This window comes from Halobacillus sp. SY10, from assembly GCF_045401165.1.
GTDB lineage: Bacteria > Bacillota > Bacilli > Bacillales > Halobacillaceae > Halobacillus > Halobacillus aidingensis.
The window spans coordinates 3,106,473-3,127,799 of sequence record NZ_CP174345.1; the positions used below are offsets into that span (position 1 = coordinate 3,106,473).

Genomic DNA, 21,327 nt, shown 5'->3' on the forward strand with positions numbered 1-21,327 from the left:
TTGTTGCACACACGTATGATGTGCCACTCCGATCGATAACGGCATTTCACCGTCTTCTGATTCATACCAGAAGAATGCTCCAGGTCGTAATTCAAAAACAACTGTGTACCGGCTCTCACCCACCGCCGGTTCTCTGAGACAGGGAATTGTTTTTTACTCCAGTCCTTCAACGCACATATATTCATCTACGTATATATTTATCACAACACAATCCAAAAAGCAATAAACCAGGGGTAGAATTATATCCTATATGCCCTGGGTATGTTATAATATTGGTGGATTTTTTAGGAGGTATTATCATGTCTAATAAACCGGAAAACGGGCGAAAAAAGCTGGATATACGCTCTTTATGGCAGAGTGGCACCATCCAGAAAAATGGCCGGATCACCTATGATGTCGTATGGAACGTCATCTTATTTTTTATCATCATCGGTGTTATCGGGTTATTTTTCGCAGGTGGTGTAGGCGCCGGCTATTTTGCTTCTCTTGTGAAAGATGAAGAGGTCAGAAGCGAAGAACAAATGAAAGAAACCATTTATAACTATTCAGAGACCTCGACCATGTTATTCAATGATGGAAAAACAGAGATTGGAGACGTCAGGTCAGATCTCTATCGTGAGGAAGTCCAATTGGAACAGGTCAGTGAAGATTTGAGAAATGCTGTGATTGCTACAGAGGATGAATATTTCGGAGAACACAAAGGTGTGGTTCCTAAAGCGGTCATGCGAGCCGTCGTTCAAGAAGTGACCAACTCCTCCGTAAAAACAGGTGGAAGTACATTGACCCAGCAGCTGGTCAAAAACCAAATCCTGACGAACGAAGTATCGTTTGAACGTAAAGCCAAGGAAATGCTGCTGGCTTTGAGAATTGAAAGATTCTTAGATAAAGATGAGATTCTGGAAGCCTACTTAAACATCGTACCTTTTGGCAGAAATGCGAATGGACAAAATGTGGCAGGCGTACAAACTGCCGCTCAAGGCCTTTTCGGTGTTGATGCCAAAGACTTAACTCTAGCACAATCCGCTTATATTGCAGGATTGCCTCAATCCCCGTTCGGATATACCCCTTTCTATAATGACGGATCTATTAAAGAACCTGAAAATTTAGAAGCGGGAATCGACCGCATGCACGAAGTTCTGGAACGTATGCATGAGGCCGGGTACATCACTCAGGCAGAGTATGATGAGGCGATGAAGTTCCAAATCAATGAAGAAACATTAACAGATCCAAAAGCTACTGTTCTAGGTACTTATCCTGCCATTAACCAGGAAGTGCACAAAAGAGCAAAAGACTTAATAAAAGATCACTTGATGAAGCAGAACGGTCATACAGAAAAAGACCTCTCAGAAGATGAAGCCTTACGTGAGGAATATAACACTATGGCAGAGCGTGAACTTTCTTCCGGTGGTTACCAGATTCATACAACACTAGACAAAGAAGTCTATGACGCCATGCAGAAAGTGAGAGATTCCTATACGGAAGGAAACTGGCCTTGGGGGCAAGAAACGGTCTTGAACAGTGATGGGCAGGAAGAAAAGGTTGACTCTCCTCTTCAGCTGGGGAGTATGATTATCGAAAACTCTACAGGTAAAATTCACGGTTTCATCGGTGGATATGATTTTGAAGAAGAAAATCTCAACCACGCAACCCAAGCCCGCCGCTCGAACGGTAGTACAATGAAGCCGCTCCTTGTATATGGACCGAGTTTTGACATGGGGGCAGCTCAGCCTGGCTCAGTCATTGCAGATGTTCCATACTACTATGATAGCGGGAAAGAAGTTCGTAACTTCTCGAGAAACCATAGAGGTTTTGTTTCTGCGCGTTATGCTCTTGCCCAATCTTATAACGTGCCAGCAGTAAAACAATACAAAAGTATACAATCTCAAGAGCCTGTAGAAAACTATCTGGTTAAAATGGGAATGGAAGAAAATTTAGTCAAAGCCGACTACACGAGCGAGTCGATGGCGCTTGGTGGTCTTACGTACGGAATCACTGTTGAAAACAACGTAAATGCCTATGCAACATTTGGAAACATGGGTAAATTTGTCGATGCGTATATGATTGAAAAAATTGAAACGAAAGATGGAGAAAAAATCTACGAACATCAGGTAGAAGAAACAGAAGTGTACAGCCCACAGGCGGCTTACCTTACTGTTGATGTCATGCGTGATGTATTGGAATACGGAACAGGATCCAGGGTCCGTGGTATGTTGTATAACCGAGGCGTTGACTGGGCCGGAAAAACCGGAACATCCCAATCAACCAAGGACTCTTGGTTTGTAGCGACAAACCCTAATGTCACGGTCGGAATGTGGACAGGTTTTGCCGAAGGAAACATGCAGCACTTGAACTATAACCAGCGTACGCAAGGCTTATGGGCAGATGTTGTCAATGCTGTTTCTGAAATCCGCCCAGAGTTGATGGTTCCAGAGAACGATTTTCAGAGCCCTGGCGGATTGGTCACACGTTCTTATTGTGCAACATCAGGTTTGCTGGCATCTGATCTATGTTCCTCTGTCGGTCTTGCCAAGAGCGATCTCTACGATGCTGACTATGCACCAACGAAAGTAGATGACAGCTTGATCAGCGGTGACTTTGTACGCGTCAAAGATCAGCTGGTCGTAGCAGGTCCGAATACGCCTGGCGAATTTATTATCGATGGTGGCGGGGTTACACTCAGCCCTGAATTCTTAGAAGAAAATGGATACACAAGCTCTGAAGTACTAAGAGAACTCTTACCGAACTCAGGGGCATGGTCCAATGTGGCTCTTCCTTCCACACAAAGTATAGGATCAACAGCTTCTTCCATCGATAATGATGGACAGGCACCAGCGGCACCAGGTTCCGTAAGTGCCAGTGGATCAGCAATTTCTTGGACACCTTCATCTAGTAGCGATGTTGTAGGATACCGCGTCTATCGCGCTTCTACTCCAGGGGGATCCTTCACGTTTATTGGAAATACGACAGACAACTCCCTCGGCTACTCAGGAGGAAGCGGGATTTATGCTGTAAGAGCCGTCGATTACTTCGGCCAATCATCAGGATTATCCGGAACGACGACGGTAGGTAATCCTGGCGCACCAGAACCTTCGGATGATGAAGACACCTCATCCAATAACTCTGGAGGAAGTTCCAACTCAGAGAATGGCTCTTCCAACAACGGATCATCCAATGATGGAAACGGAAACTCTAATGGTTCAAACGGAAATGATTCTGGAGAGAGTAACTCTGGTGAAGAGAATTCAGATGGTGGAGAATCAAATGGTGACGATGAAACTGGAGATAATGATTCAGGAGATAATGATTCAGGAGATAGTGGGTCCGGAGACGACGACTCCGGAGATGATTCTGGCGGAGAAGGCTCCGGCGATGGCACTAGAGATGGTTCCGGTTCTGGTGAAGGCTCTGGATCTGGTGATGGTTCAGGAGGAAATGATTCCGAATCAGATGATGGATCAGACTCTCAGGAAAATTAAACAATAAATAAAATCCGATCGGCTTGCCGGTCGGATTTTTTATTCATCATGAAAAACAAGCATGGTTTCATGTATAATGGAGGAAATTAGTAAAATAATCTATTAATCTATGACAGGTGGTGGCTGAATGAATCATGAAAAGACCTATCATTACGAGGCATTTGACACAGAACATGGACCTGTCATCGTAGAAGGTCCATTACCCTCTGAAGATCTTGAGAAATACACATTCCATGAAGGTTTGACGGCCTTCCGTCCTCCAGAAAAACAATTCGAGGCCATTAAAGGGATTGCAGACTTTGAAGAAGGTCGCATTATTATCGCAAGGCACAATGAAGAAATCATTGGATATGTAACCTATCTGCATCCAGACCCTCTAGAACGATGGTCAGAAGGCAGTATGGAAGATCTCATAGAGCTTGGGGCTATTGAAGTCATTCCAGAGTTCCGTGGCTATCGGATCGGCTCACGTCTATTGAGAGTCTCCATGATGGATGAGTATATGGAAAACTATATCATCATTTCTACCGAATATTATTGGCACTGGGATCTCAAAGGAACGGGGCTGAATATTTGGGACTATCGAAAAGTCATGGAAAAAATGATGGCAGCGGGTGGACTCACTCCTTCTCCAACCGATGATCCAGAAATTATATCCCATCCTGCAAATTGCTTGATGGTGAAAATAGGACGCCATGTCTCCGATTCTTCTGTGGAACAATTTGATAAATTGAGGTTCTTAACAAGACATCAATACCGGACGAGGAGGTAGTTATATGTTAGTGGAAGAAATCATGAAAGAGAAAGTCATTACCCTTTCTCCTGAAGAAACCATTGAAAAAGCTCTGAAACTCCTTCACGAACATCACATTCGCCATATCCCAATCATCAACGAAGAAAATGAAGTCATTGGCATCGTCTCAGACCGTGATGTCAGAGATGCAAGCCCTTCAATCTTTGACAAAGAAACCGATCATGAAGAGCTGAAAAATCCAATTCGATCCGTCATGACCTCACCCGTGACAACGGTCCACCCACTGGATTTCGTAGAGGAAGTGGCATCGATCTTTTATGAGCAGGAAATTGCCTGTGTCCCCGTGACTCGAGATGAAAAACTGGTCGGAATTATTACTGAAAAGGATATGTTGTACACGCTCATTCAACTGACAGGCACACACGTTCAAAGTTCACAGATTGAAGTGAAAGTGATCAACAAACCTGGAATACTTCCACAGGTCACTCAAGTGTTCGGTAAAAGAAAAGTGAATATCAGCTCTGTCCTCATCTATCCTTATAAACCTGACCCTAAATATAAAATCATTGTCGTGAGAATTCAAACAATGAATCCCTTGCCTACGATTGAGGACTTAAAATCTGAAGGTTACGAAGTTCTGTGGCCTCAAATGCCAGGGATTCCATCATGACGTGTCATGCTGGATTTGTGTATTCCGAAGAATTTACGACATACCGCTTTCGAGACGATCATCCTTTCAATCAAATGCGTGTGGTAATGACAAAAGAATTGTTAGAAGCTGCAGGTGCGTTATCTGAAAAGGACATTATTGCTCCACGATTGGCTACAGAAGAAGAGTTGTCGCTGGCGCACAGTAAAAAGTATATCGAAGCTGTCAAAAAAGCAGGGCAAGGGTTATTGACAGAAGATGAAGGTATGGAGTATGGGATAGGTACCGAAGATACTCCGATTTTCAAAGGCATGCATAAAGCGTCTCAGTTGCTTGTCGGGAGTACATTATCTGCAATAGATGCAGTAATGGATGGAAACGTGCAGCACGCATTGAACCTTGGCGGTGGCTTGCACCACGGTTTTGAACGTAAAGCTTCTGGATTTTGCATCTATAACGATGGAGCCGTTGGGATTAAATATATACGAGAAAAGTACAAGGCTAAAGTCCTGTATGTGGATACCGATGCGCACCATGGGGATGGTGTGCAGTGGGCATTTTATGATGACCCGGACGTATGCACTTTTTCCATTCATGAAACAGGGCGATACCTCTTTCCAGGCACTGGAAACGTGAATGAACGTGGATTAAAAGAAGGCTACGGCTACTCATTCAATATACCAATCGATGCTTTTACAGAAGATGAATCTTTTTTAAGTGTTTATGAATCCGCTTTCAGAGAAATTGTCGATTTTTTCAAACCGGATGTCATTCTTACACAAAATGGTGCGGATGCCCACCATTTTGATCCTTTAACTCATTTATGCTCCACAATGAAAATTTACGAAGCCATTCCCAAATTAGCTCATGAACTCGCTCACGAATATTGTGAAGGGAAATGGATTGCTCTCGGAGGTGGCGGATATGACATCTGGAGAGTGGTCCCACGTGCGTGGGCACAAATTTGGAAAGTAATGAGCGATCAAACCCCTTTCCGAGGTTCCTTACCAGTGGAATGGGTTCAAAAATGGCAAAAGGAAGCGCCTGTGAACTTGATGGAAACATGGCATGATCCACCTGATGCTTTCAAGCCAATTCCACGCCGGGAAGAAATAACGGAAAAAAACAAAAAAGTGTTGGCCAAAGCCTTACAACTAATCCACAATCAAAAAAAATTCAATTCTATGTAATAATAAAGAAGCCACTACTAAGAGACTCTTTTCAGTAGTGGCTTCTTTATTAAGTAGAGGAGCTTTCATAATCCGGATCAAGAATCACAATTTCCACTCTCCGGTTTTTACTCCAATTCTCTTCCGAATCATTCGGTGCTACCGGTCTTGTCTCCCCATAAGCGACGGCAGTAAAACGTTTGGCATCTAAGCCTTCCGTATTGGCAATGATATAGCGTATGACGCTGCTTGCTCTAGCACCAGATAACTCCCAATTTGAAGGATAACGATAAGTGTTGATCTGACGGTTATCGGTATGACCCTCCACTTTCACGAAATTAGGAATGTTCGTTAACAGTGTCCCGACTTTCGTCAAAAAAGGTTTCGCCCCATCCAGAATTTCAGCACGGCTCGTTTCAAACAGCAATTGTTCTTCTAATACCAGTACGACACCCCGCTCTGTTTGAGTGGCAGCAATGATGTCACTGAGTTCGTTTTCCTTTAAGTATTCATCAACTTCTTTTTTTAATTCTTCAAGATCTTCCGTCTGCTCAGCCTCATTAGATGCCACATGATCCGGGTTTTGTGTGGGGTCTTCAAACTCATTATTTTTCTCCCCATTTTCTTGAATCTTCGTCTGTTCTGTAGGATAGTCGCTCTCAATAGCCGATGGATAAAAATCAAAAATCATCCGATTACGAAAGGACTCTGCTATGGCTTCAAATTTCACTAGGTTAATTTGAGACATGGAGAATAAAAGAATGAAAAACACGAGCACCAATGTGATCATATCCGCATATGTAGTCATCCATTTAGGTGCACCTTTCTTTTTATCCTTTCTTCGCTTAAGATTCATTAGCCGTAGCTCCTAATGTATCTTCCTCTTGTTGTTCCTTTTCTTCTACTTTTTTATCACTTTCAGATAAAAATGCGCTCAGTTTCTCTTCTAAGATTTTAGGGTTTTGCCCAGACTGAACTCCAATGACACCTTCAATAATGATTTGTTTTATGAATATTTCTTCATAAGTTTTGTTTTCAAGCTTACCAGCCAAAGGGATAAAGACGAGGTTGGCAAGCAATGTACCGTAAAAAGTAGTGAGCAGTGCTACAGCCATTTGAGGGCCAAGAGTTGCAGGGTTGGATAAGCTTTGTAACATGAGAACAAGTCCGATTAGTGTCCCAATCATTCCCCAAGCAGGTGCATACTCCCCTGCTTTCTCAATGATTGCTCTGCCTCTTTGATGACGCTCCTCAACGGCCACGATTTCAGCTTTCATAATGTCGTTGATGACCTCTGGTTCAATTCCATCTACAGCAAGAAGAATTCCCTTCTTAATAAAAGGATCTTCCACTTCTTCCAGTTCTGTCTCAAGAGCAAGTAAACCTTCTCTCCTTGCTTTCTCAGATAAGCTCACGAACAATGAAATCAATTCTCTTAAATTCATGTCACTCGTTTTAAAAGCCTCTTTGGTCACACGGAGCGTCAGCTTTACTTCACTCAAATTGAAGTTTACTAGAATTGCTGCTGCAAGCCCCCCAAGAACGATAAAGATCGAAGACACTTGAATAAACGACTTAAACCCTCCGAACCCGGCGTTTGCCATGATCCCAAACATGACCATGGCAAAACCAACCGTGATTCCGATGGGAGTCAATAAATCTTTTTTTGTCATTCCACTCTCTCCTCAGTTTCGAACAAGTATCTTATAGTACATATATCGGTACTATTTTTGCTGAGTTGAGTTTCTTTCGATAATTCTATGTGGCAAAATGACGTTCTGTTCTTCCACTTCTTCTTTATTCATGAATTTTGTAAGAAGACGCATGGCCACCGCACCAATATCATACATTGGTTGCACCACTGTAGAAAGCGTTGGACGTACCATCGTGGCTAGACGGGTGTTATCAAAGCCAAAGACCTCCATGTCCTCTGGAACACGAATGCCGCGGTCTTGTGCCCCGTGTATAACACCAAGAGCCATTTCATCGGAAGAAACGAAAATAGCAGTTGGCTGGTTGTCCATCTCCACGATCTGTTCTAAAGCTTCGAGCCCAGAATCATAAGAGTAATCACCCGTAACCATCCATTTTTCCGGCTGGTCCTCGCCACTTTCCTTCATGGCACGTTTAAAGCCTTCTACTTTTTCAGTATTAATGACCGTATTTTCAGGTCCTGAAACAAAAGCGATTTGTTTGTTATTCTCAAGCAGCACCTTCGTTGCATCATATGCAGCTTCTTCATAATTAATATTTACGGATGGAGTTTCTTTTGTCTCATCCACCGTTGCAGCCAGTGCAATCGGGACAGATGAAGTTTTGAATTCACGGATATGATCTTCAGTAATATCTCCGCCCATGAAGATCAGTCCATCCACTTGTTTTCCTAACATGGCATTGATCAAATGAAGTTCTTTATCTTTATTCTGATCAGAGTTACTCAGAATAATATTGTAATTGTACATGGTTGCGATATCTTCAATTCCGCGCGCGAGTTCAGCAAAGAAAATACTGGAGATATCAGGAATGATCACTCCGACGGTTGTCGTTTTCTTGCTTGCTAATCCACGAGCGACAGCGTTTGGTCGATACCCTAGTCTTTCTATGGCGTCATGTACTTTCTTCCGAGTCGCCGGTTTCACATTCGGGTTCCCATTCACAACCCTTGATACCGTCGCCATCGATACATTAGCCTCTCTTGCTACATCATATATTGTTACATTCATCATGCATCCTCCTTCGTCAATTCCAATCGTTCATTTTGTTCAATAGGATAATCATACGATAAATCGCTTACCCGCGCAATATTCGCAGCTTTTCTCTGTATTATTATACCCTAATTATTATAACGGATAGCCGTTTCGCTGCAAATGAATAAGATAAAGGTAACCTCAGATCTTGAGATTTCCATCGATTAGTCAACATGGGAGTCGGAAAACACAAAAAAGTTAGGCTAGCTGACCAGCCTAACTTTTTCTCTCAATTGCTCCATAACTTAGCGCCCATGCCATATGGGCCTTTATTTATTTTTTTAACTCTTCCATGAAAGCATGGAACGTAGGGATATCCATCTGTTGTGCTGAGTCGGACAGGGCTACTGCTGGATCTGGATGAACTTCTGCCATGACTCCATCAGCACCAATGGCTAGAGCGGCTTTCGCAGCAGGTAGTAATAGATCACGGCGTCCGGTAGAGTGTGTAACATCCACCATGACAGGCAAGTGAGTTTCTTGTTTTAAAATGGGTACAGCAGAGATATCAAGGGTGTTTCTCGTCGCTTTTTCATACGTTCGAATGCCACGTTCACAAAGGATGATATCCTGGTTCCCTCTTGAAATGATGTATTCCGCTGCATTGATGAACTCAGAAATTGTAGCAGACATTCCTCTTTTTAGTAGTACCGGCTTATTAACAGAACCTGCCGCTTTCAGAAGTTCAAAGTTTTGCATGTTACGGGCACCAATCTGAATGACATCCAAGTAATCCAGAGCTTCTTCAAGATCCGCAGGGTTTACGATTTCACTGACAACAGCCAAACCTTGTTCGTCTGCTGCCTGCTTGAGCATTTTCAAACCTTCGATACCCAGCCCCTGGAAGTCGTAAGGCGACGTTCTCGGTTTAAATGCACCTCCACGCAATAGTTTAAGCCCTTCATCTTTCACAGCTTTTGCAACCGTTGATACTTGTTCATAACTTTCTACGGAACAAGGACCCATGATGAACGAAGGAGCTCCATTGCCGACCTTTTCTCCTTTGATTTCTACAACGGTGTCTTCAGGTTTCTTCTTCCGTGATACAAGCAGGGCTTTCCTGTGATCATCTTCTTGCAGCTCCAGGGCTGCTTTGAAAATTTCTTTGAATAAGTGAACGATTGTTGAATCCTCGAAAGGACCCTTATTATGTTGAGATAATTGATTGAGCATTGCTCTTTCCCTCACAGGGTCAAAGCGGTTCATCCCTTGCTGCTCTTTGATTTGACCAATTTCCTTTACCAGATCACCGCGTTTATTGATTAAATTCAGAAGCTGTAAATTAACCTCATCTAATTGGCTACGTAACTGGTCAAGATTTTGATTACTCATTATGTTCGTCCCCCTACCAAGAATTTTGTGTGATGAAATGGATGAATACTTTAAATAATTAGGGACAATTATAGCTAATATTTCGACAGTTGTCACCCCTAGAAAAGGTTTTCATGAAATTCTTTCACAAAAGTTTGCCAAACCTTCATCCAACGTATTGTCCTAAACAAAAAAAGGCCTGCTTTTTTACAGGCCTTGACGAAGTTAAACTTCCAATAATCTTTCTTTAGTAATGGCCGAATGACTGTCATGCCAAACAGCTTCTCCTTCTTGGAACTGAATGACCTGAGGAGACTCATGACGAATTCCTGTGTATTCAGCAATATGACTGGATAACTCTCTTGATTCCTGTACATGAAGGATGAAGCACGGAACCGATGTTTCTTCAGCAAAACGCTCAAACTGCTGATGAGCAGCTGCACTGATTGGGCAAGTTAAACTATGCTTCAATAAGAAAAACTCTTTATATGCTTCTACGATGTTGATAAATTCCTCTTTATTTTCAATTACTTCTTGTTTCACGTTTATTCCTCCTCAACAGAAAAGATGGAGGTTGAATGTTCAACCTCCATCTCACTTTTCATTATAAATTAGATGATGTCGTGGAATCTTGTTGTTTTTCAAGCTCTTGTGCAGCTTCTTCAATGGCTTCTGCCACTTCTTGAGCTGCTTTTTCAGCTTCATCTTCTTCATTCGAACGGAAGTTCTTCACTTTATCTTTCACAGCTCCACTGAACTGCTGGGATTTTTCTGTTACGTTTTTAGAAAGTTGAGAAGAAGACTCTACAGCTTTATCTTTCCATACGCCACTTTTTTCATAAGCGACGTCTTTCCATTCACCAGCACGCTCTTTCCATTCACTGGAATTGCTATTGATATTTTCCCTAAGTTCACGACCAGACTTTGGTGCAAACAGTAGAGCTACGGCAGCTCCTACGAGTCCACCAATTAAGGAACCTAGTACGAAATCTCTTCCATTACCATTTTGTTGATTTTGTTGACTCATAACCGAATTCCTCCTTAAGATTTAGTCTCTTCTTTCTTTGCTTTTTTCCACAAATTGATGGCCACTTGACCCCATTTCATGGCTTGAGCTGCTGTATCCGTGTTTTCATGGGCTGACTGGGTTAACCCTTTGGATACAGATCGAATGGACTGGTTGAACTCTTGAACTGTGTCACCAATTCCCTTGACTCCGTCAACTAAAGTATTTAACTTTTGTGACTTTTCTCCTACATCTTCAGCCAATTTATTGGTTTTATTCAAGAGCTCGGTTGTCTCTAAGGTGATTCCTTCCATTTGCTTTTCCACACCTTCAAGTGTGTCAGCAACATTGTTCATTGTACGGCGCACGGCCGTCAGCGTTCTCGCCAAAAATATGACAAGAACAGCAAAAGCCACTGCTGCAATTAATGCAGCAATGTACAAAATAATAATCATTCCCCCTGCACACTCCTTCTTATGTAATCAACACAGTTTAGTTTATACCCTAAATGGGCATTTCTAAACGTGGTGGCTACTATAAATGGACTTATTCGCTATCCTATCCCCAAATTCCTTCACCATTCGGATATTTTGTTCGAAAAAGTTCCCTTTTACTTTTATCCTACAATTAAAATTACATTCCACCGAACGCTTACAATACTGGCAGACTCATTTTCGTCCAAAGGCTTACCATGATAAACAGCTGATTATAGAATGCTTACTCTTATAAATCATCGAGGAATTAGAATATCCCTTTGAGTACAGGGTTCGTTTTTCCTCTCCATCAAATGGGGGTGGTTGGGAAGCTGCGAGACTTACGCTGAATGGATGGGCTGTGATAAGCCCATGGAACGAAGCTCGAAAAGGCTTGAGGTCATATGGATACAGACCCTAGTTATTCCGAAATCAAGTCATCCACAATCCTACCATTCACTTTAAAAAGGCTCATTGAAAAAGAAAAAACATGCGGCTTTTTTAAGCCGCATGTTAGTTTTAGTCGTTCTGCTTTTCATAAGCCTCTTGGAACTTTTGAATATCTCCTGCTCCCATAAACAATAGAACACCATTTTCATGTGCTGAGAGTTGTTCGACTTCCTCTAATTGTAATACGCGGGATTCTGGTATCAATTCCTGCAAATGATTGATGGTCAACTTCCCTTCATTTTCTCTTGCAGAGCCGAAGATATCACAAAGATAAACTTCATCCGCTTCGTTCAGACTTTCTGCAAATTCATTAAGGAACGTTTTCGTTCTAGTGAACGTATGAGGCTGAAAAATCGCGACAACGGGGCGATCCTTATACTTTTTACGAGCCGTTTCAATCGTGGCGGTAATTTCGATTGGATGGTGGGCATAGTCGTCTACTAATATCTGATCATGCCACTGTTTTTCTGTAAACCGCCGTTTGACACCCTTAAATGTAGCAAGCTTTTTTATTTCCTCTGGTTGCATGTTTTCATAGTGACATAATGCTATGACACTTAACGCATTCAATACGGTGTGATTGCCATACTGTGGAATGGTAAAGGTATCATAATAATTGTTTCTGACGAAAACATCGAATGAAGTTCCTTCTGATGTTTCGGTTATGTTCTGAGCTTGGAAATCATTTGTATCTGCCAGTCCATAATACAGAACCGGTACATTTGCTTGAATATGTTGGAGATGCTCATCATCCCCGCAAGCAATGATCCCTTTTTTCACTTGTTTCGCCATTTCCTGAAAGGCCTGGAATACATCATCAATACTACTGAAATAATCAGGGTGGTCGAAATCAATATTCGTCATGATGGCGTAATCCGGTTCATACGAAAGGAAGTGACGTCGATATTCGCACGCCTCAAAAGCAAAGTATTGACTATTTTCATGACCCTTACCTGTACCGTCTCCAATAAGATAAGAAGTTGGGTAGTTCTCAGATAAGACATGGGCCAATAATCCTGTCGTAGAGGTCTTACCATGAGCGCCAGTCACTGCAATACTTGTATAGTTTTGCAGCCACTCCCCTAAAAATTCATGATAACGATAAAATGGTAATCCCTGTTTTTTTGCTTCTTGAATTTCCTCATGATCATCGCTAAAAGCATTTCCAGCAATGATCGTCAATCCTTCTTGAATGTTTTCCTTTGAGAAAGGCAAAATTTCTATATTCTTAGATTCTAAAACTTCTTGAGTGAAAAAACGTTTTTCAACATCTGATCCTTGAACTTTCTCACCAGAATCATGAAGAATCTGGGCAAGCGAACTCATTCCTGTTCCTTTGATACCAATGAAATGGTAAGTTGTCATAAACAAGAACCTCCAAAATAAAGTGGGTCACTTTAAGTATAGTATATGTAATATTCATGGATATGCGATTTAAAGTTGCACTCTTAAAAAACTACGCATCTGCATTTCCTAATCATATCACGGAATGGACTGCAGAAAAAGTAAATATGACCCAATCAAAAGGCACAAACAACCAATGTCCGTGCCTTTCTCAAGCGATCATTCCTCTGCTCCAGTATATTCAACATATTCCAAGCGTGGATTATGTTTGTACCTTCTACCTTCTTTCGCTTCAGGTTCACCATCGATTAATACATTATCCCCTGTAAAACCGATTCCTATTTTCAATAAACTACCACCGACACCATACATATCTACAGGTACTTTCTTTTCTTCAAACGCACGAATTCGTTCCTTCGTGAATCCGCCGCTGACTACAATTTTCACATGCTTAAACCCTTCCTGATCCAAGGCACGTCTGAGGGCAAAAATTAACTCAGGGTTCACTCCCCTCGGATCAAAAGTACCCATGAGATGCTGATTTCTTAAAAAGTATTTATCCACCAAGTTACGTGAAGTATCTAGACGAACACCTTTCAATTCATCACCAAATTCTCGAGCTACCTTTAAGGAATCAGTAATGACATCATTGTTGTAATCAACCAGAGCCATCAGCTGGTCATCTGGAAATTGTTGATGATAGGCTTTCGTTGCGGCTACAACATCCCCTTTGAACATCTGGATCAGTGCATGAGGCATTGTTCCCATGCCCTCTTTCCCCCACCATTCATTCATCGCGTGTGTCGCTTGTGCCGTGGATCCACCGATAAAAGCAGAATATCCATCGCCGGATTGCTGTGTGAAATGATCATCCCGGTCCCCCATAAAAATGATTGGCTTCTGCTTGCCGGATGAACGAGCTGCTTTGACGACATTATATACATTGGTAGCGACAGAGGTTCTTCTCGCTAATATCCCGTCAATGATTCCTTCTAAAAACCCAAAATACTGATAAGGACCAGTCACTGTAAGAACTGTTTCATAAGGACTGATTTTATCTCCGTCTTTCAGAGAATGGATCTCTAGCTCTCCCGGTTGCTCGGCGAACGTATGGATCAATGCGATGACTTCATCGGTTCCACACAATACCGCATGATCCTTTTGAAAGAATTGCATCGTTACTTTATTATCAGGTAAGTGATTTTCTACAATATCTCTTGTCTTTAAAAAGTAGACAGCAGAAAACCAGCCTTCTGCTACACGTTCATCAAACTTAAACGTTTTATTTGTTAATCGGCTGATTTCTCCATTTAACTTCAGTGCTATTTCCTTCATGGCTTAACTCCTTAAACATAGAGGTCATGATCACTCTCGTTTTCATTCATTGTTAATCATATAAAATTGAGAAGTTTTGCACAAGGTTTTTGCCGAGATGATGAATTACTCCATCATTTCTTCAATTTGCTGCCTCGTTAATAAAATGTCTCTCGGCTTGCTTCCTTTTTGTTCTGAAATAATCCCATAAGCTTCCATCTGGTCGATTAATCTGGCAGCACGATTATATCCTACTTTGAAACGGCGTTGAATGAGTGAAGCACTCGCACCATTCTGCTGAACCACAAATTCTACAGCTTCATCAAATAACTCATCCGTTTCTTCTTCTGTTGAAATCTGCTTCATCAATTCTTCCTGGTGAAAGAGGTATTGAGGTGGAGCGATCTTTTTAACATAGTGCGTCACTCTTTCAATCTCATCATCAGAGACGAAAGCTCCCTGAATACGGACAGGCTGACCTGAACCATTCTCAACAAACAGCATATCCCCTCTGCCAAGAAGTTTTTCAGCTCCCCCTGAATCAATGATGGTTCTAGAATCCACTTGTGATGACACACTAAAAGCGATTCTTGTCGGGATATTCGCTTTGATCAATCCGGTGATGACATCCACAGAGGGACGCTGGGTTGCTAACAGCAAGTGAATCCCACATGCCCTTGCTTTTTGTGCAATGCGGCAAATGGCATCTTCGACATCCTGTGGGGAAACCATCATTAGATCAGCGAGTTCATCAATGACAATGACTAAATAAGGAAGTTTTTCAGAGTCTCTCTGTTGCTTCTTCATTTTTTCATTATATCGTTCAACATCCCGAACGCCTTCTTCTACGAATTTCTCATACCGTTCTTCCATTTCTTTTACAGCCCACTTCAATGCTGTTGTGGCAGCTTTGACGTCTGTAATGACCGGAGACACAAGGTGTGGGAGGTCATTATAGGGTGCAAGTTCTACCATTTTTGGATCGATAAGCAAAAACTTCACATCTTCATGGTGTGCTTTATACAAAAGACTAATCAAGATGGTGTTGATGCATACACTCTTTCCTGATCCCGTCGCACCCGCAATCAATCCATGGGGCATTTTTTTCAGATTCGTAACAATGGAATCTCCACCAATATCCAAACCTAAACCAACAGTCAAAGGAGAATTGTCATTTTGGAAGGCTTCGGATTCAAATATCTCCTGCAGTCCGACCATCATGGATTGTTTGTTAGGAATTTCGATACCCACGGCTTGTTTTCCAGGGATCGGTGCCTCAATTCTTATATCTCTGGCAGCCATACTAAGTTTGATATCATCCGACAGGTTTGTGATTTTACTCACCTTGACCCCGGGTTCCGGCTGCACTTCAAATCTTGTGACTGTCGGCCCCTTCATTGCATTAACAACTTTAGCACGCACATGGAAGTGTCGAAGAGTCGTTTCAAGAAGCTCCATCTGTTCTGTTATCCAACTATCATCAAGTGATGTCGGACGTACCGGGTCTTCAAGTAAGTGTAGAGGCGTGTGATACTCGACTCTCTTGCTTTTTTCTTCTTCCACATCCCTGGCTGCAGGCTCATCTTTTTTTGGTTCAGTCTTCTCATGCTGGTTGTTTGTTTTTTTCTCGTGATCGCGGTTTCTTTTGTCCCGTGGCGTCATAAGGACATTAAAAGGCACACGACGCTTTTGTCCATCTTTCTTTTTCGAAGGCTCATGCGAATTCGAAGATGTTTTATTTTCCGTTTCATTCTGTGATTGAGGCTGTTCTTCCCTATTAGTTTTTTCCACTTCCGCTTGTTGATACATTTCCGTTTCTTCTTCGGAAGGTTCAGTTGAGGTCGAGTCATCGACTCCATCCTCAACAGGTTGTTCTTTAGCCATCTCGGATTCGGATTGCTCCGTTTTTCCTTTGGCAATCATCTCATCTTCTCTATTAGAGGGGAAGGGTTCTTCTTGATGGCGAGCTAGCACTTCATCATGGTTCACTTGCTCGCTTTCTATATCTGTTTGTTCATCGTTCTCCTGCGTCTCCGTCACTTCAAGCTCTGAATCATCCAGCTCTCCATCTTCCATACCATCCATGGTCAAGAGGGATTCCTCTTTCTCATCCAGCATGGACAAAGTTGATTCTTTGTCTTGATTGAATTTTGGCAGTTCCCTATGTTTTTCTTCATTTTCTGTCTCTGAACTTGTCTGCATTTCATTCGTTTCTTGTTCACCATCAGAAGCTTCTGATCTCGTATACTCTTCTTCTTTATCTTCGCTCGCTTCTGCCGTTTCTAATGAGTCTTCTTCTCCTCTTTTAATTGCCTCTTGCAGAGATTCTGAAAGGTTCTTTGGTCCATCCTTTACTACTCCAACCTCTTGGTGCTTTTCATCTCTTGTTGTTTCTAGAGTTTTATCCTGTTTGTCCGTTTCACCAGGACTTTCATTTTCCAGAAGTGAATGTTCATCGAGCTGTTCGTTTTCTGCTTGACCCAGCTCATCATCAGCGAATGTAAGGCCCCGATAATCTTTTGATATATTCGGTCTAATGTCTTCTGTGTACTCACTTCTGCGCTCCTCGACGGTCTCTTCAAATAAAGGGGTTTCCGAAGTAGCCGCCTCTTCCCGGTCAAGAATTTTCGGCAGCTCGGAAGCAGGTTTTGGCCTAGAGTTTTCTTCATCAACACGAGCTCTCATACGTTTCCGTAATTCCTGCCATTGTTTTTCATCATTGGAATCAGTGAAAAATTCCGGCTGTGATTGTTGTTCTTCTACGGCATACTCTAACCTTTCCAATCCTTTTGTGAGTTGTCGTGCCTGGTAGCCGTATATTGGAGATGGAACATCGGTCGGTGTAAAAGGAATCGAGGAAGTTTCCGGCAACTCCTCATGAGTCTTTTCTTCCTTCCTAGGCCTTTTCTTTCTTTGAGACATACCCTCCACAGGTTCTTGTTTTTCAACGGGCTTTTTGCGTCGAGGGCGTTGATAACTTTCATTTTCATTTTGAGCTTTTCCTGGTGCATCCGGAATGACAGGAAAACGAAATTCTCCTTGTTTCGGATAGCGGTAAGTCATTTTTGTTTTAGCGTTTACGTCATTTCTTTCTTCTATATTATGTAGCGTCTCCTGGTCATTTTTTTCTTCTGTATCCAGCAATTTTTTCATCTTATTTCTTAAGTCTTTCCACATTGCGTTCACTCTCTTTTCAATTTTAAAATCACTTATAGGATTATCCCTATTTTAACAGGTTTGAGGCATTGGTTGGTTTACAATACCTTTAAAAATGACTTTTGAATCAAAAAAAGCAAAGCAGCTGGGCTACTTTGCTTATCTCTATCCTGATTAAACTTCAAAAGGCTGCCCAATAACAGCATCTTCGTCAAGAACTAAGATTCCTTTTTCTTTTGGTGCATCTGGTAGATTCAACTCTTTTGCGGAACAAATCATGCCTGATGAAGGAACGCCTCTCAACTCTGCATCTTTGATCTTCATCCCACTAGGCATAACCGCTCCTACTTTAGCAACAACGACTTTCTGCCCTTGATCGATGTTTGGAGCACCACAGACAATCTGCAACGTATCCTCTCCGACATCCACTTGGCAGACACTTAATTTGTCGGCGTTCTCATGTCGCGTTTTTTCCTTCACGTAACCAACGACAAACTTAGGACTTAAATCGAAGTCGAGTACATCGTCGAGCTGATTTTTTGTAAATAGGTCTTTGATTGGGGTAAGCATATCTTCGGTTAAACGCATTTTCCCCTGTCCATCGATATTAAAATACTTAGAAGCATTGAAGATATTGTAGCCGAGCAAAGAACCGTCCTTGCTATCCGTTATTTTCACTACATCTCCGTAAGCTTCTTCTTTAAAAGTATCGCGGTCTCCTTCTTTGATTGGAATAATCAGGATATCTCCAATTCCTTGCTTGTTGTAAAATACATCCATGTTCTACTCTTCCTTTCGATCCTTATTCGGTTTCTTCTGAGCAAGAATGAAAATCGGTTCCAGCTGCTTATCCTCATATAAAAACGATAAGGAGGTAACAGGCACCGTTCCTTCTGCAAAGAATTTCATAGCCATCTGAGCTAATATATCATATCCTTCTGAATTTTGGACATCTGCAAAAATAATGACATCCTGGTGAGGAATGCTGATGGCAAGCTCTCCTTTACACTCGGCTTTGAGTTTTTCAAGAAGGGCTTCATTTAGGATACGGCTAGCATCATAGCCGTCTCTTGCCGAATGGAAATAAAAGTCATTTCCATATACGCTGTCTTTTTTCATCTCAACAGGAAGAGAACGCACATTAAAGCCAGCCACTTCCTTGATCCTGTCTAGAGACCAACCCTCGTCTTCTAACATTTTCTCATCAATTAATTGATAAGATTTGCCTAAATCCAGAGCATAATATATACGTGTTTCTGCCGTATGGTCGACATAAATCAACTTTTTCCCCTGCTCGGTTTCTGTCGGAAAAGAACCGGCTCGTATGACAGGGAAAATGTGCTGTTCTTTCCCTGTCAGCTTATGATCTTCATTCATAACCCGAAGAGCTTCTTTCACATGGTCTTCAAGCTCATCAATGGCTTCTTCCCCGCGTGCTTCATACTTTGAAATCACATTTGGCAATGTAATAGTAATTCCTTTTCCAGTGTTGTTCCACTCGACACGGAAAGTATCTTTATCTCTATTGAATGTCGTTTTCCATTGGTCATTCGCTAGACGTTCTTCTAGTTTTTTCTTCATCTTAATACTTGTCATCTTCATCTTTTTTCCTCCTTTATTATGGGAAGAAAGAATTTGTTCTCTATTTTCGTTTCTTCAAACTACATCGTTTTCTATTATACACATTTACCCCTACATAACAAAAGCACAACGCTATTCAACTATCTGGTAGGATTGTATAAGACTTGATTTCGAGACTTTTGTTGAGTGAATTGGGGCTGCGAGACTCCCGTGGGAGAAGGAGATAGGCGAGATCCCACAGGGCTTTAGCCCGAGGAAGCTCGCCACTCCCCCACAGGAAAGCGAGTAGCTTCCCAACCACCCCCGGACTCCAAATACGGAAAAGGAACCCCGGTTATCTCGAAGCTGATTCTTCCACAATCGGAGCTTTAGTGATGAAATTAGATTGAATATAAAGAAACAGGCCGTGCTTTGGCACGGCCTGTTTCTTTTTACTGGTCAAGTTTGTTTATGAAGTCTTCAATCTGTTCTTTAGTTTTTCTGTCCTTACTGACAAAGCGGCCGACTTCTTCGCCGTCTTTGAATGCGAGGAAACTCGGAATGCCGAACACATCGTTTTCTGCGCAGATGTGAATGAATTGATCGCGATCAACATATACGAATTTCCAGGCTGTGTACTTTTCCTCCAACTCTGGAAGGAATGGTTCAATCACTCTGCAATCTGGACACCAATCTGCAGAAAATAAGAAAATAACAGGTTCATTATTTTGAAGTTCTTTCATTTGTTGATCTGATTCTAATGTAATCATTTCAGGTCACCTCCAACGTTATTCTAGCACACCATTAATCGTATTGAATAATCATATCCCCTGGTTGGATCCACCCTTTCTTGCGGAACCAATATGCCACAAGATAACTAATCAGGGCTGGGCCAATAAAATGGAAACTGATGATGATCCAGAGGATTTCCCAAGAAAAACCCATGGACTCAAACGTCATAATTTGACCGACAAATCCGCTTGTCCCCATTCCTGAACCGGCTGCATTGTTTTCTACACTTAACCAAACGGTTGCGATAGGGGCCAAAACAGCTCCTGCTATGGTTGGAGGAAGAATGATAAGCGGTTTTTTGACTACGTTTGCAATTTGAAGCATGGATGTTCCGACTCCTTGAGCGAGCGCACCGCCAAATCCGTTATCTCTGTAACTGATGGTGGCAAAACCGATCATCTGTGCTGCACAACCTACAGTGGCTGCTCCGGCTGCCACGCCATCTAAGGAGAGCATCAAAGCAATAGCAAGGCTGGATATAGGTGCTGTCAAAGCAATTCCCATTAAAACAGCCACAAGTGCTCCCATGATGATCGGCTGTTGTTGTGTCGCCCAGTTAATAATGCCCCCTACTCCTGCCATAAAGCGCCCAATAGGCGCCCCGATAGCTGCCGCCACACAATAACCCACAATAATAGTGATAAAGGGAGTCAATATGATATCTATTTTGGTTTCTTTACTGACGATTTTTCCGAATTCCGTGGCTAATAAGGCTGCTATATAACTTCCTGCAGGGCCACCTAGCTCTGCGCCGGAGGCTCCACTGAATAAAGCTGCAAAAATTACGAGTGGAGGCGCTTTAAGACCATAAGCAATCGCAGCTCCAATAGCTCCACCCCATATTTTCGTGTCCATTGCAAAAGTACCCATCTCGATGAATGATTCAGAAAGAACGACTATATCTGTCTGCTCGCCAATCGTTTTAATAATTAATCCAATAATTAGTGAAGAAAAAAGCCCCAATGCCATGTAGCTTAACGCTGTGACAAAATAAGCCTGAAAGGACAATTGAACGCCTTTTCTTTTTAAAAAAGTAAGCATTGCTTAACCTCCTGAACTGACCAAAACTATCATACACCCAATTCAAACAGGTGTAAATACACTTCCGTTAAGTCGATATAAGTCA

The 21,327-nt window shown here is 42.1% G+C and carries 18 protein-coding genes and 1 other annotated feature (1 of these 19 cut by a window edge); of the genes, 4 read left to right on the forward strand and 14 right to left on the reverse strand.

Annotated elements, in window-relative coordinates:
* Positions 1-179, reverse strand: a binding site (T-box leader) (it extends 29 nt beyond the left edge of the window).
* Between the two features lie 120 nt (positions 180-299).
* The 4 genes from ACJA3J_RS15960 (at position 300) to ACJA3J_RS15975 (ending at position 6,069) form a co-directional block, all read left to right on the forward strand.
* Positions 300-3,476 carry a transglycosylase domain-containing protein gene (locus tag ACJA3J_RS15960; RefSeq protein ID WP_406944586.1) on the forward strand — a complete coding sequence of 1,059 codons (3,177 nt, stop codon included), beginning with the start codon at positions 300-302 and terminating at the stop codon, positions 3,474-3,476.
* A gap of 127 nt (positions 3,477-3,603) precedes the next feature.
* Positions 3,604-4,248: a GNAT family N-acetyltransferase gene (locus ACJA3J_RS15965; protein ID WP_089650505.1), complete on the forward strand. Its 645-nt coding sequence runs from the start codon at positions 3,604-3,606 to the stop codon at positions 4,246-4,248.
* Positions 4,249-4,252: 4 nt separating this feature from the next.
* Positions 4,253-4,900 carry an acetoin utilization AcuB family protein gene (locus ACJA3J_RS15970; RefSeq protein WP_089650504.1) on the forward strand — a complete coding sequence of 216 codons (648 nt, stop codon included), beginning with the start codon at positions 4,253-4,255 and terminating at the stop codon, positions 4,898-4,900.
* On the forward strand, positions 4,897-6,069 hold the full coding sequence (locus ACJA3J_RS15975; RefSeq protein ID WP_089650503.1) for an acetoin utilization protein AcuC: 1,173 nt from the start codon (positions 4,897-4,899) through the stop codon (positions 6,067-6,069). The genes ACJA3J_RS15970 and ACJA3J_RS15975 overlap by 4 nt, the downstream gene beginning before the upstream one ends.
* 49 nt (positions 6,070-6,118) lie before the next feature.
* Here ACJA3J_RS15975 and motS read toward each other — a convergent pair whose 3' ends face one another.
* The 14 genes from motS to ACJA3J_RS16045 form a co-directional block, all read right to left on the reverse strand.
* Positions 6,119-6,904 carry a flagellar motor protein MotS gene (gene motS / locus ACJA3J_RS15980; RefSeq protein ID WP_406944587.1) on the reverse strand — a complete coding sequence of 262 codons (786 nt, stop codon included), beginning with the start codon at positions 6,902-6,904 and terminating at the stop codon, positions 6,119-6,121.
* Positions 6,894-7,721, reverse strand: a complete 828-nt coding sequence (gene motP, locus ACJA3J_RS15985; protein WP_089650501.1) for a flagellar motor protein MotP — start codon at positions 7,719-7,721, stop codon at positions 6,894-6,896. The genes motS and motP overlap by 11 nt, the downstream gene beginning before the upstream one ends.
* Positions 7,722-7,772: 51 nt before the next feature.
* Positions 7,773-8,771, reverse strand: a complete 999-nt coding sequence (gene ccpA, locus ACJA3J_RS15990) for a catabolite control protein A (RefSeq protein ID WP_089650500.1) — start codon at positions 8,769-8,771, stop codon at positions 7,773-7,775.
* A gap of 297 nt (positions 8,772-9,068) precedes the next feature.
* Entirely contained in the window at positions 9,069-10,127 is a 1,059-nt protein-coding gene (locus tag ACJA3J_RS15995) for a bifunctional 3-deoxy-7-phosphoheptulonate synthase/chorismate mutase (protein ID WP_406944588.1), read from the reverse strand.
* A gap of 204 nt (positions 10,128-10,331) precedes the next feature.
* Positions 10,332-10,649, reverse strand: a complete 318-nt coding sequence (gene ytxJ, locus ACJA3J_RS16000; protein WP_406944589.1) for a bacillithiol system redox-active protein YtxJ — start codon at positions 10,647-10,649, stop codon at positions 10,332-10,334.
* 61 nt (positions 10,650-10,710) lie between these two features.
* Positions 10,711-11,133 carry a YtxH domain-containing protein gene (locus ACJA3J_RS16005; protein ID WP_089650497.1) on the reverse strand — a complete coding sequence of 141 codons (423 nt, stop codon included), beginning with the start codon at positions 11,131-11,133 and terminating at the stop codon, positions 10,711-10,713.
* 14 nt (positions 11,134-11,147) lie between these two features.
* Entirely contained in the window at positions 11,148-11,567 is a 420-nt protein-coding gene (locus ACJA3J_RS16010; protein ID WP_089650496.1) for a DUF948 domain-containing protein, read from the reverse strand.
* A gap of 537 nt (positions 11,568-12,104) precedes the next feature.
* A complete protein-coding gene (gene murC, locus ACJA3J_RS16015; RefSeq protein ID WP_089650495.1) occupies positions 12,105-13,400 on the reverse strand; it encodes a UDP-N-acetylmuramate--L-alanine ligase in 1,296 nt (431 codons plus the stop codon).
* 198 nt (positions 13,401-13,598) lie between these two features.
* Complete coding sequence (locus tag ACJA3J_RS16020; protein ID WP_089650494.1) at positions 13,599-14,714, reverse strand: nicotinate phosphoribosyltransferase; 1,116 nt, start codon at positions 14,712-14,714, stop codon at positions 13,599-13,601.
* Between the two features lie 105 nt (positions 14,715-14,819).
* Complete coding sequence (locus ACJA3J_RS16025; protein WP_406944590.1) at positions 14,820-17,870, reverse strand: DNA translocase FtsK; 3,051 nt, start codon at positions 17,868-17,870, stop codon at positions 14,820-14,822.
* 153 nt (positions 17,871-18,023) lie between these two features.
* A complete protein-coding gene (ytpR, locus tag ACJA3J_RS16030; RefSeq protein WP_406944591.1) occupies positions 18,024-18,629 on the reverse strand; it encodes a YtpR family tRNA-binding protein in 606 nt (201 codons plus the stop codon).
* Between the two features lie 3 nt (positions 18,630-18,632).
* Positions 18,633-19,451 (reverse strand): DUF1444 domain-containing protein, encoded by an 819-nt coding sequence (locus ACJA3J_RS16035; RefSeq protein ID WP_089650492.1) that lies wholly within the window; start codon positions 19,449-19,451, stop codon positions 18,633-18,635.
* Positions 19,452-19,861: 410 nt separating this feature from the next.
* On the reverse strand, positions 19,862-20,179 hold the full coding sequence (locus tag ACJA3J_RS16040) for a thioredoxin family protein (protein WP_089650491.1): 318 nt from the start codon (positions 20,177-20,179) through the stop codon (positions 19,862-19,864).
* Between the two features lie 34 nt (positions 20,180-20,213).
* Positions 20,214-21,242 carry a PTS transporter subunit IIC gene (locus tag ACJA3J_RS16045; RefSeq protein WP_406944592.1) on the reverse strand — a complete coding sequence of 343 codons (1,029 nt, stop codon included), beginning with the start codon at positions 21,240-21,242 and terminating at the stop codon, positions 20,214-20,216.
* Positions 21,243-21,327: the final 85 nt, after the last annotated feature.

What these genes read in the sequence shown, in the direction of transcription:
- ACJA3J_RS15960 (WP_406944586.1), top strand. Translation starts at nt 300, where the DNA reads ATGTCTAATAAACCGGAAAACGGGCGAAAAAAGCTGGATATACGCTCT.
- ACJA3J_RS15965 (WP_089650505.1), top strand. Translation starts at nt 3,604, where the DNA reads ATGAATCATGAAAAGACCTATCATTACGAGGCATTTGACACAGAACAT.
- ACJA3J_RS15970 (WP_089650504.1), top strand. Translation starts at nt 4,253, where the DNA reads ATGTTAGTGGAAGAAATCATGAAAGAGAAAGTCATTACCCTTTCTCCT.
- ACJA3J_RS15975 (WP_089650503.1), top strand. Translation starts at nt 4,897, where the DNA reads ATGACGTGTCATGCTGGATTTGTGTATTCCGAAGAATTTACGACATAC.
- motS (WP_406944587.1), bottom strand. Translation starts at nt 6,904, where the DNA reads ATGAATCTTAAGCGAAGAAAGGATAAAAAGAAAGGTGCACCTAAATGG.
- motP (WP_089650501.1), bottom strand. Translation starts at nt 7,721, where the DNA reads ATGACAAAAAAAGATTTATTGACTCCCATCGGAATCACGGTTGGTTTT.
- ccpA (WP_089650500.1), bottom strand. Translation starts at nt 8,771, where the DNA reads ATGAATGTAACAATATATGATGTAGCAAGAGAGGCTAATGTATCGATG.
- ACJA3J_RS15995 (WP_406944588.1), bottom strand. Translation starts at nt 10,127, where the DNA reads ATGAGTAATCAAAATCTTGACCAGTTACGTAGCCAATTAGATGAGGTT.
- ACJA3J_RS16005 (WP_089650497.1), bottom strand. Translation starts at nt 11,133, where the DNA reads ATGAGTCAACAAAATCAACAAAATGGTAATGGAAGAGATTTCGTACTA.
- ACJA3J_RS16010 (WP_089650496.1), bottom strand. Translation starts at nt 11,567, where the DNA reads ATGATTATTATTTTGTACATTGCTGCATTAATTGCAGCAGTGGCTTTT.
- murC (WP_089650495.1), bottom strand. Translation starts at nt 13,400, where the DNA reads ATGACAACTTACCATTTCATTGGTATCAAAGGAACAGGAATGAGTTCG.
- ACJA3J_RS16020 (WP_089650494.1), bottom strand. Translation starts at nt 14,714, where the DNA reads ATGAAGGAAATAGCACTGAAGTTAAATGGAGAAATCAGCCGATTAACA.
- ACJA3J_RS16025 (WP_406944590.1), bottom strand. Translation starts at nt 17,870, where the DNA reads ATGTGGAAAGACTTAAGAAATAAGATGAAAAAATTGCTGGATACAGAA.
- ytpR (WP_406944591.1), bottom strand. Translation starts at nt 18,629, where the DNA reads ATGGATGTATTTTACAACAAGCAAGGAATTGGAGATATCCTGATTATT.
- ACJA3J_RS16035 (WP_089650492.1), bottom strand. Translation starts at nt 19,451, where the DNA reads ATGAAGATGACAAGTATTAAGATGAAGAAAAAACTAGAAGAACGTCTA.
- ACJA3J_RS16040 (WP_089650491.1), bottom strand. Translation starts at nt 20,179, where the DNA reads ATGATTACATTAGAATCAGATCAACAAATGAAAGAACTTCAAAATAAT.
- ACJA3J_RS16045 (WP_406944592.1), bottom strand. Translation starts at nt 21,242, where the DNA reads ATGCTTACTTTTTTAAAAAGAAAAGGCGTTCAATTGTCCTTTCAGGCT.